Genomic DNA, 13,431 nt, shown 5'->3' on the forward strand with positions numbered 1-13,431 from the left:
GTGCGCATCGAGGCGGCAAAGGGGCGGGCGAAATATCAACGGGGCTGGCTGAAAGATCATGGCCGTAATTGCGGCTGCATGACTGGATCGTCTGAAATGTACCGCTCGTCAGGCCATTGTTTAAAAGTTTGAGCGTATGCCGTGAGCCGCCGGACAGATACTCGTAAGCAGACGAAAACCACCTCATCGTCTATCGAACGGGAGAAACCAATGAAAGCCATCGTATATAACGGGCCGCGCGATGTCAGCGTGCAAAATGTCCCCGATGCCAGAATTGAAAAACCAACCGACGCAGTCGTTCGCGTCACCACCACGAATATCTGTGGTTCCGATTTGCATATGTACGAAGGCCGCACCTCGATGGAGACCGGTCGCGTATTTGGTCATGAAAACCTTGGGGAAGTCGTCGAAGTCGGCGCTGGCGTCGACCGCATCAAGGTCGGGGATCGCGTATGCCTGCCCTTCAATATCGGCTGCGGGTTCTGCGAAAACTGCGAAAAGGGCCTGACCGGGTTCTGCCTGACCGCTAACCCAGGCAGTGCCGGCGCGGCCTACGGCTTCGCCGACATGGGCCCTTATCAGGGTGGGCAAGCGGAATTGCTACGTGTTCCCTATGCCGACTTCAACTGCCTGCTGCTGCCTGAAGACGCGCAGGAGAAAGAAAACGACTACGTGATGCTCTCTGACATCTTCCCCACCGGCTGGCACGCCACCGAACTCGCCGGTTTGCTGCCGGGTGAGAGCATCGCCATTTATGGCGCAGGTCCCGTCGGCCTGATGGCTGCGCACGCAGCGATGATCAAGGGCGCCTCCCAGGTGTTCGTAGTTGACAACCATCCTGACCGTCTGAAGCTTGCAGCGCAGTTGGGCGCCACGCCGATCAATTCGCTGGAGAAAGAGGCAGTCGATCAGATCCTCAATCTCACCCATGGCAAGGGCACCGATCGCGGTTGCGAATGCGTGGGCTACCAATGCTGCGACAAACACGGGCATGAGGCGAATCATCTGACCATGAATAATCTGGTGGCATCGACCAAGGCCACTGGCGGCATTGGCGTCGTCGGGGTATTCGTGCCGCAGGACCCGGGGGCCAAGAATGAGCTGGCGAAGGAGGGCAAGATGGCCTTCGACTTCGGCACCTTCTGGTTCAAGGGTCAACAGATCCGTTCCGGTCAGGCCAATGTCAAAGCCTACAACCGCCGTCTGGCAGAGCTCATTCATCACGGACGGGCGAAACCTTCCCAGATCATTTCCCACAGCCTGAAGCTGGAAGAGGGGCCGGACGCGTATAAGCATTTTGACGCCCGGGATGAGGGCTGGACCAAGGTCATTCTCAAGCCGGCGGCGTGAAGACTCTCTATGCGGGGCGCCGTGCAAGCCTGTTGCGCGCGCCCCTGTCACTGTTTAAGAAAAATCATGGCCTGTGCGCAGGCCTGCCCTGTATCCGAGGAGTCAACAATGATGGCGATCCAGCGTAATAAATGGCTGTGGGCAGTTTCCGCCGTAGGTGTCGTGGCGATGCTGCACGGCTGTGCACGCGACCCGGAGAAGCATTCGGTTTCCGAGCTTGCCGTCAGTGGTACCAAAAGCATGCTGCGCGCTGATGCGGACATGCAAAAAGTGCTGAACAAGTTCGCCAGCTTCGACGCCAAGGCGGTTGAAAAAATCACACCGGCCGAGGCCCGCCTGCAACCTACAATGGCCGATGCCGTGAAGGGCGTGCTCGCCGACGAGAAACGCGACAGCACACCAAGCGTACTGGTGCCGGGCGTCACGTCCCGCGACATTAGCGTGCCGGGTGCCGCAGGCTCGATGCCTGCCACGGTTTATACCCCGGACGGTGTAGGGCCGTTCCCGGTGGTGCTGTACTTCCACGGCGGTGGCTGGGTGTTTGCCGATCGCAAAGTGTATGACGGCGGCGCCCGCGGCCTCTCCAAGCAGGCCAATGCGGTGGTCATTTCAGTCGATTACCGTCTGGCGCCGGAAAACAAATTTCCAGCGGCTCACGATGATGCCCTTGCGGCGTACCGCTGGTTGACCACCAATGCCACGTCGGTCAATGGCGATCCTAAACGGCTGGCACTGGCCGGTGAAAGCGCAGGCGGCAACCTGGCCGTAGCCACCGCTGTGGCTGCTCACAAGGCAGGTCTGACCGCGCCCAAGCACGTGCTGTCGGTGTACCCGGTCGCGCAATCGAATACTGATACCGAGTCGTACCTGAAGTACGCTGACGCGATGCCGCTGAATCGCCCGATGATGCTCTGGTTCATCTCGCAGGTGACCAAAACCGCAGCGGACGCCAAAGACCCACGGATCGATCTGGTCCATGCCGATTTGAAAGGCTTGCCACCGGTGACCATCATCAACGCCGAGATCGATCCGCTACGTGACGATGGCGCGCAACTGGAAACGGCGCTGCGCAGCGCGGGTGACAGCGTGGAGCGCAAGGTCTATCCAGGCGTGACCCATGAGTTTTTCGGCACCGCCGCCGTCGTGCAGAAGGCCGAACAGGCTCAGGCGTATGCCGGTCAGCGTCTTAAGGCTGACTTGAGCAAGTAAGCGCGAGCCGATGGTGCTTGCTAGTGGCTTGAAGAGTTGCGATTAAACGTGGCTCTGCGCCGGTTCATTGAACCGGCGTTTTCTTTTCCGTTGTGCTTAATAAAAGCCACGCCAGGTATGGAAACTCTTGATGAACACGCCCATCAGTGCTGCTGATCTAAACATCCATCTCACGGGTGGCGATGACTCTGCGCTGTTCAAATGGCTGGTCGCCAGCTTCCTGATGGGTAAACGCATTCAGGGCCCGATCGCCGCCGATGCGTATCGGGTCATCGTGGAAAAACACCAGCGCGATACGCCACGCAAGCTGGCGGCATGCACCCACCGTGAATTGGTCAGAATGCTGGGTGAGGCACGCTATACCCGGTATGACGAATCCACCGCCGAGCGATTATTGAAGCTTAGCCACAAGCTCAACAGTGAGTATGCGGGCAAGCTGACGCAGATCCGCGAGGGGTGTGAGAACACAGCGCAATTTGCCGCGCGCCTGCAAGCGTTTGAAGGCATCGGCCCGAAGACCGTGGAAATCTTCATGCGTGACGCCGAAGGCGTACTGTTTTGAGTGCCGGGCCGCTGTATATCGGCTGTGCGGGCTGGAAGCTCGGGCGTGAGTATTGGCCGGACTTTCCGGTTCAGGGCTCGCATCTAGAGCGCTATTCGGCGCGCTGCGATGCAGTCGAAATCAATAGCTCCTTTTACCGGTCCCATCGCCCTTCGACCTACGCCAAGTGGGCAGCGTCCGTAAACCCAGGCTTTCGCTTCTCGGTGAAGATGCCCAAGTCAATCACCCACTTGAACCGCCTGCACGACTGTTCGGTGTTGCTCGACACGTTCCTCGCCGAGTGCACCGCCCTTGGCAGCAACCTGGGCTGTCTACTGATCCAGTTGCCACCCTCGCTGGCATTCGATGCAGCGGTTGCCGGCGAGTTTTTCGACAACCTCAGGGCGCGTTATTCGGGGCATGTGGTGATCGAGCCCCGGCACCCCTCCTGGGTGTCCGCGCAGCCCATGCTGATTGCTCAGCAGATCGCCCAGGCCGCCGTTGACCCGCCGCGCATTGGCAGCGACGCTGTGCCCGGCGGTTGGGACGGACTCCGTTACTGGCGCCTGCATGGTTCGCCGCGTATTTATTACAGTGCTTATGAAGCCGGCTGGCTGGAGCAGTTGGCACAGGGCATCAAGGAGGGAGTAAACGACGGCGTGCCCACCTGGTGCATTTTCGACAACACTGCCCGCGATGCGGCGCTGGGCAACGCGCTGTTTACGCAGACGCTTTTACGCTGAAACCTTTCACTCGGTCGGCAGCGGCATGTGGACGCGGATGACTCAAAGTGAGCACCGTACGCTGGATGAAAACAGTTGGAATTCCCTTACGTAGGCGATGGTCAACCCTACACATAATAAGGAAATACCGACATGGCCATCTCAGCACTTGAACTTCGCCACATTATTGAATCCGGATTTCTGCCCATGCGCTGCAAGTGTTCAGCGACCGCCGACGGCGAACTGACGCTTGATGTCGTTGATCCAGAGACCGGTGCCAGCGCGGTCATGGCTGGCATCCCCGTCGCCAGCCTTAATACCAGTCGTGCGATAGCCGATCTGATCGCGCAGGTGCGCCTTCAGGTCCGCTCTTCTGTCGCCGCGCGCTGCGAACGCCACGCCTCGTTCTAATGCCTGAAGCTCACAGCAGCCTCGATCGGTGGAGGCTGCTGTCACTCCCCTTGACACGCAAGCGCTGCGTGGACCAGGGTCAGATGGCTAAGGCCTTGAGGAAAGTTGCCAAGGGGCTGCCCGGTGTCAGGATCGAGCATTTCCGCCATGACACCGCTGTTGCCCATGGTTTTTGACAGCAACGCGTCCATGGTCTGGCGGCCCTTGGGCAATTCGTTCAGCAGGGCGTAGGCTTCGACCAGCCAGAATGAGCAAGCCAGGAAACACCCCTCTTTGCCTTGAGCACCGCTATAGCGATACAGCAGGGAAGTGACGCCTGTCTCGCCAGCGCCCAGCTTTTGCACCACGGCGTCACGGGTCAACGCTATACGGTCCCGACGCTCGAAGCCAAAACGCGCGGCCAGCAGCAGCGAGGCGTCCAGCCGGTCCGTGCCTGGATACATGGTGTAGGCCTGCATCTTGTGCGACCAGCAATGCTCGTCGATCCAGTCGCGGACTCGGTCGCGTTCTCGAGCCCAGCGCTGGGCTTTGCCATCGGGAATCTGTCCGGCCTCAGCCAGCTTGCTGGCGCGATCCAACGCTACCCAGCAACCGATCTTGGAGATGGTGTAGTGCTGCTGTTCCGGCAGCTCCCAGATACCCGCATCCGGCGTGTTCCATTCGTCAGCGCACTGGTCGGCCAGGCTATGCAGCAATTGTGCGGTGGATTCATCGAGCAGGTGCCCGCGATCCACGAACAGCTTGGCGGTTTCGAGAATGTCGCCGTACAGGCTCAACTGCAATTGATCGAAAGCGGAATTGCCGATCACCACCGGTGGGCTGTTCTGATAACCCGACAACGGAATCTGCTGCACATCGTCGACCCGCTCTGCGTCCAGCGTGTAACACACATGCATGCGCGGACCGTGCTTGCGGATGGCGGCAATCAGCCAGGCGAATGCCGCTTTGGCCTCCTGAAGCGCACCGATGCGCAGCAGCGCCTTGATGGAGTAAGCAGCGTCGCGCACCCAGGCGTAGCGATAGTCGTAGTTGCGATCGGAACCGATCTTTTCTGGCAGCGAACTGGTAGCCGCCGCCGCGATCGCGCCACTGGGCGAGTACAGCAACAGCTTGAGCGCCAGCGCCGAGCGGCGCACTTCGGTGGCGTACGCACCGCTGTAGCCCAGGGTCTCGGTCCAGTTGCGCCAAGCCCCGTCGCTGAGCTCGATACGAGCGTCGATCTGTTCCAGGGTAGGCACTGCGAAGGGCTCATCATCGGACGCGAGCACCGCGAAGACTACCCTCTGCCCGGCACGCACCGTGCACTGTGCTCGGACCAGACGGTCGCTGTATTCAGTGATCACCACCTCGGGGCTCATTCTCAACATCACCATCAGCGTGGTGATATGGAAAACCTTGCCGTGACGGGTGTCCTGAATCCACGGGCTGACGCTGTCGGCGCGGGTGCCGGGTCTGAACACCATCTCGAACTCGACCTGACCCTCGACACCTTCCAGACGCCGGGCCAGTTCGCTCCACGGCAGCCGGCCGGCATTACCGCTGTTGAGCGATTCGGTCAATCGTACCGAGCCTGTAGCTGTCTTGAATACCGTGTACGCGACATTGCTGTCAGGCAGGTAATCGCGCTCAACGGTAAAGACATCGCGCGGCGTGAGGCTGAAGTAGCCGCCCTTGTCGGCGCTGAGGACTTTGTCGAACAGTGGCGGCGAATCCATATTGGGCGCGCACCACCAATCAATGGAGCCGTCGGTGGCCGACAGGGCGACGGAGCGACCGTCCCCCAGGGCAATGTACTGATCCAGCGCAACGTAGCCGTTCTCGCGGGTCGGAGTGGACGTTTGGCGACTCACGGCAGTGGGTTACCGCCGGTGACGCCAAACACTTCGCCGGTGATGTAGCTGGACTCCTGGTTCGCCAACAGCACGTAGATCGGCGCGCATTCGGCAGGCTGGCCCGGACGGCCCATCGGGGTCTCCGAACCGAACTCGGGAATTTTCTCCTGAGGCTGACCGCCGCTCGGCTGCAGAGGCGTCCAGAACGGACCCGGTGCTACGGCGTTGACACGAATGCCCTTGCTGATGACTTGCTTGGCCAGCGCTTTGGTGAAGGCGACGATGGCCGATTTGGTCGGCGCGTAGTCAAGCAGCGTCTCGGACGGCTGGTATGCCTGGATCGACGCAGTGTTGATGATGGTCGCGCCTGGCTGCAGCAGTGGCAGAGCGGCCTTGCACAACCAGAACAGCGCATAGACGTTGGTCTTGAACGTCGCATCGAACTGCTCGGTGGTGAGATCGGCAATCGCTTTTTGCGCGGTCTGCTTACCGGCGACATTGACCAGCACGTCGAGCCCGCCCAGCCCTGCAGCCGCTTTGCTGACCAGGTCCTTGCAGAATGCTTCGCTGGTGATATCGCCTGGAATGCACACGGCCTTGCGACCCTCGGCCTCGATCAATGCCACGACTTCCTTCGCGTCGGCTTCTTCTTCGGGCAAGTAGTTCAGCGCAATGTCCGCGCCTTCACGGGCATAAGCAATCGCCGCAGCGCGGCCGATGCCGGAGTCTGCCCCGGTGATCAGCGCCTTGCGCCCAGCCAGTCGGCCGAAGCCCTTGTAACTGGTCTCGCCGTGGTCGGCGGCAGGCTGCAGCTTGTGCACGGTGCCGGGCGGGGTCTGGGGTTGCGTCGGGAATTCAGGCTGTGGGTATTGCGTCAGAGGGTTCTGCATCGAGTACTGGTTTTCGGTCGCCATGTACGCTTCTCCTGATGAGTCTGGTAAGAATCCGATGGCGTTTATGCCAACAAGGTCCTTATCTGGGAGAGCGCTCTGCAGGGTTGGTTCAGTCTTTTTGCAGTTCGGCGATTATTTCATGAAGACAGCAAAGTTGGGGTGCTGAATCGAAAAAGCATGATGCGTTAAGGTCAGTGCAACGAGGCCGGCAGGCCCCGTTGCGTACTCGCTTATTTGTTGCGCGTCACCCGCCAGATCGTGTTTGAAAGATCGTCGGCAATGATCAGCGCGCCGCGCGGGTCTACCGTCACACCCACGGGTCGGCCACGGGTCTTGCCATCGGCACCGCGGAAACCGGTAGCAAAGTCGATCGGCTCACCGGCGGCACGGCCATTGTCGAAGGGCACGAAGATCACCTTATAGCCGACCGGGTTGTCGCGGTTCCAGCTGCCATGCTCGCCGACGAACACGCCGTCGGCGAATTTCTCACCCATGGCCGGCAGCGAGAAATCGAGACCGAGCGCGGCGACATGAGAGCCCAGGCTGTAGTCGGGTTTGATCGCAGCCGCGACTCTTTCCGGGTTCTGCGGTTGAGCGCGGGTGTCGACGTTCTGGCCCCAGTAGCTGTAGGGCCAACCGTAGAACGCGCCTTCACGCACTGAAGTCAGGTAATCGGGCACCAGATCCGGCCCAAGCTCATCGCGCTCGTTGGCCACCGCCCACAGTTTTCCGGTGCCTGGCTGAATCTTCAGTGCTGTCGGGTTGCGCAAACCGGTGGCGTATGGCTTGTGCGCACCGGTCTGGGCATCGACCTGCCAGACCCTGGCGCGGTCCACTTCGACTTCCATTCCGCGTTCGGTGATGTTGCTGTTGGAGCCGATCCCCACGTAGAGATAGCGGCCATCAGGGCTGATCGCCAAGGACTTGGTCCAGTGGTGATTGACCTGCGAAGGCAGCTCGGTAAGCGTCGCAGGTGCGCCACCGGCCTTGGTCTGGCCGTCGGTGTAATCGAAACGCACCAGCGCGTCCTGATTGGCGACGTAGATCTTGTCATCGGCATAGGCCAGGCCGTAAGGCGCGTTGAGGTTGTCGGCGAACACCGTTTGCAACTCGTACTTGCCGTCGCCATCGGCATCACGCAGCAGCGTCAGGCGGTTACCGCCTTTGACCTGGGTATTGCCCTGAGCCTTGATGTAACTGGCAATCACGTCCTTGGGCTTGAGCTTGGCCTCGCTGCCGCCACGGCCTTCGGCGACGAGAATATCGCCGTTGGGCAGGACCAGCGTCTGGCGCGGGATCTTCAGGTCGGTGGCAATGGCCGTGACGCTGTACCCCTGCGGCACGGTGGGCTTCTGATCGCCCCAGGCCACAGGCTCGGCGATCTTCATGCTCGGCAGCAGCTTGTGGTCGGGGGCGGGCATTTGCGGGTCCGGGCCGCGGGCCTGGGGGGTGTCCTGTTCGGCGCCACAGGCACTTAGCAGCATGGCAAGCGTCAGGGCGGCGAGGGGATAGGCATGTTTCATTGCACCACCTCCGACTGCTGATGGGTCAGCCCTGTCCACACCGCGGCGGTGCAGAGCAACGTAACGATGATCGACAACACCAGACCCGACGGCATTACGGCCCAGGCGTCCTTGGCATGTTCGAACGAATTGATCAGGCCTAGCACCCAGGTGGCCAGCAGCAACAGCAAGTACACCAGCGCTGGCCCCGTTTTGCGCTGGGCGCGCAACAGATTGACCACTGCGAACAGTCCCGCCAGCCCGCTGAACAGCAGCCCCGCGGCAAGCAGCCAGGCGGCGAAATTGCTCCACTGACTTTGATAGGTCGTGAAGTAGGCGATGTCACTTAGCAAGCCGCCGAGAAACAACGGCAATGATCCGGCGAGCAAAATCGTATGCAGCGGCCCGGGAGTGGCCCTGTACAGGGTGCGGTGGGGGGAAAGGGTAGTGTCGTTCACGGCGGCTCCTTGTCGTTCATCGGCGCCATGGGCATGGCGCAACCCGAAACTGATCCCGACACTGCTGCGCCGGGCCTGATCGCGCTGACTGCGCGATAAAGGTGATCCTGCTGCACAACGGATAGTTCAACCCGAATGCGCGGCGGTCATGTTCGTAAATGGCTCGCGATAGCACGGGAAGGTAATTGTTCGAACGCTCTGCGTGTCGTGATAACGGACGCGACTGCTTATCTGGCTAGGATGATTTTTAGGGGGCAGCGCCGATGTCGTGGAGCTAAAACCGAGTCTGCGCACCTGGCGATCTGGAACGCACGCCTGCAGTATCGGATCGACCACTGTAGCCTTTCGGTGAATGGCGCGCCTCTCTGACAGTGTGTACGACTCGAAGGTGGGTGATCAGGCCCGAGGCGATGACTACGGTGATCCACGCAGTTAAGGGCCAGCTGAGAGCCTGCTTTTGACGCGCCATGGGTATGCCATGATTGCGCGGTAACCGCAGGCACGTTCAGATGTTACCGGCCCTCGCCACGATGCTCGACGGGCCATTTGCACCTTGTGGAATAAAGATTAGAGCCGCTGCCATCGGCAACTATCACCTTGAGCGATACCGAAAATTTGTGAAAAAAATGTGTTTTTTTTGTGAAAATAGCGTTAGCTCCCTCGGATCTTTCTTTCCCCCCAACAGGGGACCTGCTGGAGCTAACGTTGGAAAATATTCAAAGCGACTTGAAAACCGCGTCCTTGGGCATCTTGCTGAGACTTGTGTTAATCGGGGTTGTGTTCGGCATGATCTGGCTGGACATTGATGTGTTCAAGACCGATATCCTCGAAATATCCTTCACCGAAATCACCCAGGAAATCATGTTGTTCGCCTGTGCGTTGCTGTTCTGGCTGGCTCCCGGTTCGTTCGAGCAACGGGGCTTCAAAATCCTGGCGGGTGGTTTTTTTGCCTGTCTGCTGATGCGCGAACTCGATGGCCTGTTTGATCCCATCAGTCACAGCGCCTGGTGCTGGCCGTTCAGTTTCATCGCGCTGGTGTGCATTGCCTTGGCATTAAAGGCCAGTAATCGCAGCAATACGCTGGCGGCCCTGGCGTCGTTCACGCGCACGCCGGCCTTCGGGGCCATGTCCACCGGCTTGGGGGTACTGGTGTTTTCCCGGGTGTTCGGCATGGGCGCTTTGTGGCATCTGATTCTCGGCGAAGGCTACGCCCGACTCGCCAAGACAACGGTCGAGGAGGGCATCGAGTTGCTCACCTATTCGATGTGGTTGGCGGCCTCGATCGAATACTTCCTGCTCCAGCGGGCCGTGCAGACCGGTAAAGCGGAAGCTTATGCGTCGGGCGCAGGACACGCGCTGCATGCCCGTCACTGATAGCCACTGAAAAGTCGAACGCGTGCCCGGCGCGCGTTCTGTGAAGGTGAGCGGCGTTTTTGCTGCGTTGTCATCCAGGACCGAGGACGTCAAACCGTGGTTGACTAAACTTGCCGCCGTGCGTGGGGGAGCGACCGATACTGAAATTATAGAGCCGCCACGTAGAATATTTGCCATTAGTTTATTCGTAATAAGTGCATGGCGTTCTGTTGGAGGTATTGGCGTTTTAGGTTATCTTCCCTCGCCGTTAATAACTGATAAACAACGCCTGTATTTATAATGCCCGTGTAAGGCCCCTTAACTTTAAGGGCTGTGCACTTAGAGTGCCAGCGCGCGGAGTTGACAGTCTTTAAAGGCTTAAATTTATTCAATTCAATTCAATTGAATGTCTTGTTTGGATTGCTTGAAGTTGAGGCCGGCGTGCTCTTGGATGATCGTCAAACCTGTTGTTATCGACGGTGCGGTCTTGTTCGAGACCTTGCAACAATGCGCGCAGACTGCAACCCAGGTGAGTTGTCCGGCCGCAATGCTGGGCGGCCCTAAAAGCATGTTTTTAACGCTGACGAGTGCCGCCGTCATCAGCTACGGAATATTTAACCGCTTTATTAAAAGCGACGATTTGTCCGCAGGGGATTTTGTCGTCATGTTCACCCTCTCGACGAAGTTATCCGATACTATTTTTAATATCGGCGAAGCCTATCGATTCGCGAACCAGTTTTCTTCGGATTAAAAAAGTTTCGTGATCTGTTGGGGCAAGCGGCCTTTAAGGATGGCCTCCCGGCCTCACTCAATATTCAGCACCTGTTCGAACAATCACCGAATCGATACGTCAATGAAGATGCCAGCAGCATTTCGGGCCGGGAGGCCGAGAAACTTTCACTTCTGAGGGTGTTGCTGCACCCTGGCCGAATCAATCTGTTCGATGAGCCCACTTCCTCAGTCGACCCTCACGGAGCGCCTTTGTATGGAATGCTCTTTTTCAACGCTTTAGCGGTAGAAGCCTGATTTGTGTGACCCCTGATTTTGTGATGCTGGGTCATTTCGACCGAGTGATCGTGCTGGGCGACGGTGCCGTTGTTGCTGACGGCAGTGGCAGGATGTGGTCGTGCTGGATGCGGTATCCAGCGTTGTGCAAAAGGTCCGGCAGGAGAGCACATGACGTCGCCGTGAAGCTGGGGCTGACCGGTCGCGCCCGAAGTGCGCCCAGGCCCGGCAACACGAAAAGTGCTGCCGGGCCTGACGATGTCGAGCAGGGTTAATCAGGTCTTGAACTGCTCGACCATGCGATTGAGGTTCACGGCCAGTTGCGAAAGCTCCTGGCTGGCGACGAGGGTTTGCCGGGTGCCGGCGCTGCTCTGCTGGGCGAGATCACGAATGCTGACCAGCGCCCGGTCGACTTCGCGGGCGACATGTGCCTGCTCCTCGGATGCGGTGGCGATCTGTTGATTACGTTCGTCGATGACCTGCACCGAATCCGTGATCAGCTTCAGCGAACGGCCTGCTTCATCGGCAGTGCGCTGAGTGTTATGCACTTCCTCGGTGCTGCTGCTCATTGATTGCACCACTTGCGAGGTGCCGGCCTGGATGGTCGAAATCATTTGCTCGATTTCCTGGGTGGACGTCTGCGTGCGATGGGCGAGGGCGCGGACCTCGTCGGCCACCACCGCAAACCCCCGGCCTTGTTCACCCGCACGTGCCGCTTCTATGGCCGCGTTGAGTGCCAGCAGGTTGGTTTGCTCGGCGATGGCCCGAATCACGCTCAGCACCTTGCTGATGTCCTGCGCCTGCCCGGCAAGGCCATGCACCTGTTCCGAGGTCAGTTCGACGCGATCGGTAAGGGTGCGCATCGCCTGCAGCGTCTCACCGACCTTCTGATTGCCGGTCGCCGCCGCCTGGTTGGAGTCCTTGGCCGCTTGCGAAGTGGAAGTGGCATTGCGCGCCACCTCGTCCACTGCCGCGCTCATCTGGTTCACCGCAGTGGCTGCTTGCTCGATCTCGCTGTTCTGTTGTTGCAAGGTGCGATTGGCCTGTTCGGTGATGCTGTTCATGCTCTGCGCGGCAGCGGTGAGCTGTGAGGACGAACCTGCGATGTGCCTGATGGTGGTGCGCAGGTTGTTCTGCATCAACTCAAGGGCCAGCATCAATTGCGCTGCCTCGTCCGAGCCGCGACTGTCGATGTTGCCAGTCAGATCGCCTTTGGAAATGCGCGTCGCCAGGGACAGCGAGGCATGGATCGGCTGGGTGATGCTGCGGGTCAGCAGAACGGCCAGCAGTACGGTCAAGACCAGCGCGACTATGACCACCGCCAAAAGCACCATGACGCTGTTGTTGTACACCGCCAATGCGTCGGTGCCCGCCTGTGTCGCGTCCTGATTGTCTGCATCGCGCAGCGCAGTCAGCTGTTCTTGGTAGGCGGCGGCGTTCTGAGCCTGCTCGGTGTTGGCAAACAGCACCGCTTTGTCGTGATCGGCGGCGTCCAGCGCAACGACTTTATCGACGCCAGCCAGGTAGCTGTCCATCAGCGCCTGGGCCTTATTGAATTTGATAATGTCGTCCGGCTCGCTGACGAAGTTGTGGCGGTACAGGTCAGTACGCTCGTTCATCCGCGCCTTGGCGGCGTTGAGGTTGGCCAGCACGTTGTTACGGGCTGCCGGTTCGCTGGTGGCTAGCAAGCGAATGCTTTCCAGGCGCGCGTGCAGCAGCGCGATCTGCAGGTCGTCACCCACCTGGATGCTGGGCAGCAGGTTTTTTTCGATCATCTGCTCGGTCGCGCGCAACTGGTTGAGCTGCAGGTAGGCAAACACCCCCAGGGCAATCAAGAGGCAGGTAATGGCTGCGAAACACATCGACGCGCGGGGCGCGATGTTGATGGACCGAAGATTCATGGGGGCCTCAGGGTGGAAGTTGTGCATGCGTGCGTGTTGTATAGCTATCGGCAGCGCAACATGGAGCTTGAAGGCGATCCCGATTCAGCTGGCCGCTGCCTCCAGCGCCCCCCAGGCGCTGGTCGGCAGACGTAATCTGCGGCATGCCGAGGGATGGGAACGACCCGCCGCCCCAGGCGGGTCACTTGCTGCTTTGACCAAACGCCCGGTGCTGCCGCCATTTCCAGGGTTCACGCCGGACAAGTGGGCTTCAG

12 protein-coding genes are annotated in these 13,431 nt (G+C 59.6%); 7 read left to right on the forward strand and 5 right to left on the reverse strand.

All coding sequences use genetic code 11. The annotated features are described in order from the left end of the window. Positions 1–210: 210 nt before the first annotated feature. The 5 genes from B3I26_RS09170 (at position 211) to B3I26_RS09190 (ending at position 4,233) form a co-directional block, all read left to right on the forward strand. Positions 211–1,350, forward strand: coding sequence for a glutathione-independent formaldehyde dehydrogenase (locus B3I26_RS09170; RefSeq protein WP_296257222.1), 1,140 nt, complete (start codon positions 211–213; stop codon positions 1,348–1,350). A gap of 108 nt (positions 1,351–1,458) precedes the next feature. Beyond that, positions 1,459–2,559 (forward strand): alpha/beta hydrolase, encoded by a 1,101-nt coding sequence (locus tag B3I26_RS09175; protein WP_296257224.1) that lies wholly within the window; start codon positions 1,459–1,461, stop codon positions 2,557–2,559. 130 nt (positions 2,560–2,689) lie between these two features. Further along, complete coding sequence (locus B3I26_RS09180; protein ID WP_296257226.1) at positions 2,690–3,121, forward strand: DNA methylase; 432 nt, start codon at positions 2,690–2,692, stop codon at positions 3,119–3,121. Then, positions 3,118–3,843, forward strand: coding sequence for a DUF72 domain-containing protein (locus B3I26_RS09185; protein WP_296257228.1), 726 nt, complete (start codon positions 3,118–3,120; stop codon positions 3,841–3,843). The genes B3I26_RS09180 and B3I26_RS09185 overlap by 4 nt, the downstream gene beginning before the upstream one ends. Positions 3,844–3,975: 132 nt before the next feature. Further along, on the forward strand, positions 3,976–4,233 hold the full coding sequence (locus tag B3I26_RS09190; RefSeq protein ID WP_296257229.1) for a DUF1652 domain-containing protein: 258 nt from the start codon (positions 3,976–3,978) through the stop codon (positions 4,231–4,233). A 41-nt stretch (positions 4,234–4,274) separates the two neighbouring features. Here the strand turns inward: B3I26_RS09190 and B3I26_RS09195 are convergent, their stop codons facing one another. The 4 genes from B3I26_RS09195 to B3I26_RS09210 form a co-directional block, all read right to left on the reverse strand. After that, positions 4,275–6,083 carry a glycoside hydrolase family 15 protein gene (locus tag B3I26_RS09195; RefSeq protein ID WP_296257230.1) on the reverse strand — a complete coding sequence of 603 codons (1,809 nt, stop codon included), beginning with the start codon at positions 6,081–6,083 and terminating at the stop codon, positions 4,275–4,277. After that, positions 6,080–6,979 (reverse strand): SDR family oxidoreductase, encoded by a 900-nt coding sequence (locus B3I26_RS09200; RefSeq protein ID WP_296257232.1) that lies wholly within the window; start codon positions 6,977–6,979, stop codon positions 6,080–6,082. Before B3I26_RS09200 ends, B3I26_RS09195 begins: the two co-directional genes overlap by 4 nt. A 209-nt stretch (positions 6,980–7,188) precedes the next feature. Continuing rightward, entirely contained in the window at positions 7,189–8,481 is a 1,293-nt protein-coding gene (locus B3I26_RS09205; protein ID WP_296257234.1) for a PQQ-dependent sugar dehydrogenase, read from the reverse strand. Then, on the reverse strand, positions 8,478–8,918 hold the full coding sequence (locus tag B3I26_RS09210) for a DUF2231 domain-containing protein (RefSeq protein ID WP_296257235.1): 441 nt from the start codon (positions 8,916–8,918) through the stop codon (positions 8,478–8,480). The genes B3I26_RS09205 and B3I26_RS09210 overlap by 4 nt, the downstream gene beginning before the upstream one ends. Before the next feature lie 705 nt (positions 8,919–9,623). Between B3I26_RS09210 and B3I26_RS09215 the strand changes: the two genes are divergently transcribed. Together B3I26_RS09215 and B3I26_RS09220 are read left to right on the forward strand one after the other, a co-directional pair. Beyond that, on the forward strand, positions 9,624–10,292 hold the full coding sequence (locus tag B3I26_RS09215; protein WP_296257237.1) for a hypothetical protein: 669 nt from the start codon (positions 9,624–9,626) through the stop codon (positions 10,290–10,292). A gap of 430 nt (positions 10,293–10,722) precedes the next feature. Next, positions 10,723–11,022 (forward strand): hypothetical protein, encoded by a 300-nt coding sequence (locus tag B3I26_RS09220; RefSeq protein WP_296257239.1) that lies wholly within the window; start codon positions 10,723–10,725, stop codon positions 11,020–11,022. Positions 11,023–11,551: 529 nt separating this feature from the next. On the opposite strand, the gene B3I26_RS09225 is transcribed toward B3I26_RS09220, so the two are convergent. Beyond that, positions 11,552–13,204 carry a methyl-accepting chemotaxis protein gene (locus B3I26_RS09225; RefSeq protein ID WP_414707594.1) on the reverse strand — a complete coding sequence of 551 codons (1,653 nt, stop codon included), beginning with the start codon at positions 13,202–13,204 and terminating at the stop codon, positions 11,552–11,554. Positions 13,205–13,431 lie beyond the last annotated feature (227 nt).

It is taken from the genome of Pseudomonas sp. UBA5706 (genome assembly GCF_002419965.1).
GTDB lineage: Bacteria > Pseudomonadota > Gammaproteobacteria > Pseudomonadales > Pseudomonadaceae > Aquipseudomonas.

Excerpts from the sequence above, each read along its gene's own strand:
- B3I26_RS09225 (WP_414707594.1), bottom strand. The coding sequence starts at position 13,204 with ATGCACAACTTCCACCCTGAGGCCCCCATGAATCTTCGGTCCATCAAC.
- B3I26_RS09205 (WP_296257234.1), bottom strand. The coding sequence starts at position 8,481 with ATGAAACATGCCTATCCCCTCGCCGCCCTGACGCTTGCCATGCTGCTA.
- B3I26_RS09220 (WP_296257239.1), top strand. The coding sequence starts at position 10,723 with ATGATCGTCAAACCTGTTGTTATCGACGGTGCGGTCTTGTTCGAGACC.
- B3I26_RS09180 (WP_296257226.1), top strand. The coding sequence starts at position 2,690 with ATGAACACGCCCATCAGTGCTGCTGATCTAAACATCCATCTCACGGGT.
- B3I26_RS09175 (WP_296257224.1), top strand. The coding sequence starts at position 1,459 with ATGATGGCGATCCAGCGTAATAAATGGCTGTGGGCAGTTTCCGCCGTA.
- B3I26_RS09200 (WP_296257232.1), bottom strand. The coding sequence starts at position 6,979 with ATGGCGACCGAAAACCAGTACTCGATGCAGAACCCTCTGACGCAATAC.
- B3I26_RS09190 (WP_296257229.1), top strand. The coding sequence starts at position 3,976 with ATGGCCATCTCAGCACTTGAACTTCGCCACATTATTGAATCCGGATTT.
- B3I26_RS09170 (WP_296257222.1), top strand. The coding sequence starts at position 211 with ATGAAAGCCATCGTATATAACGGGCCGCGCGATGTCAGCGTGCAAAAT.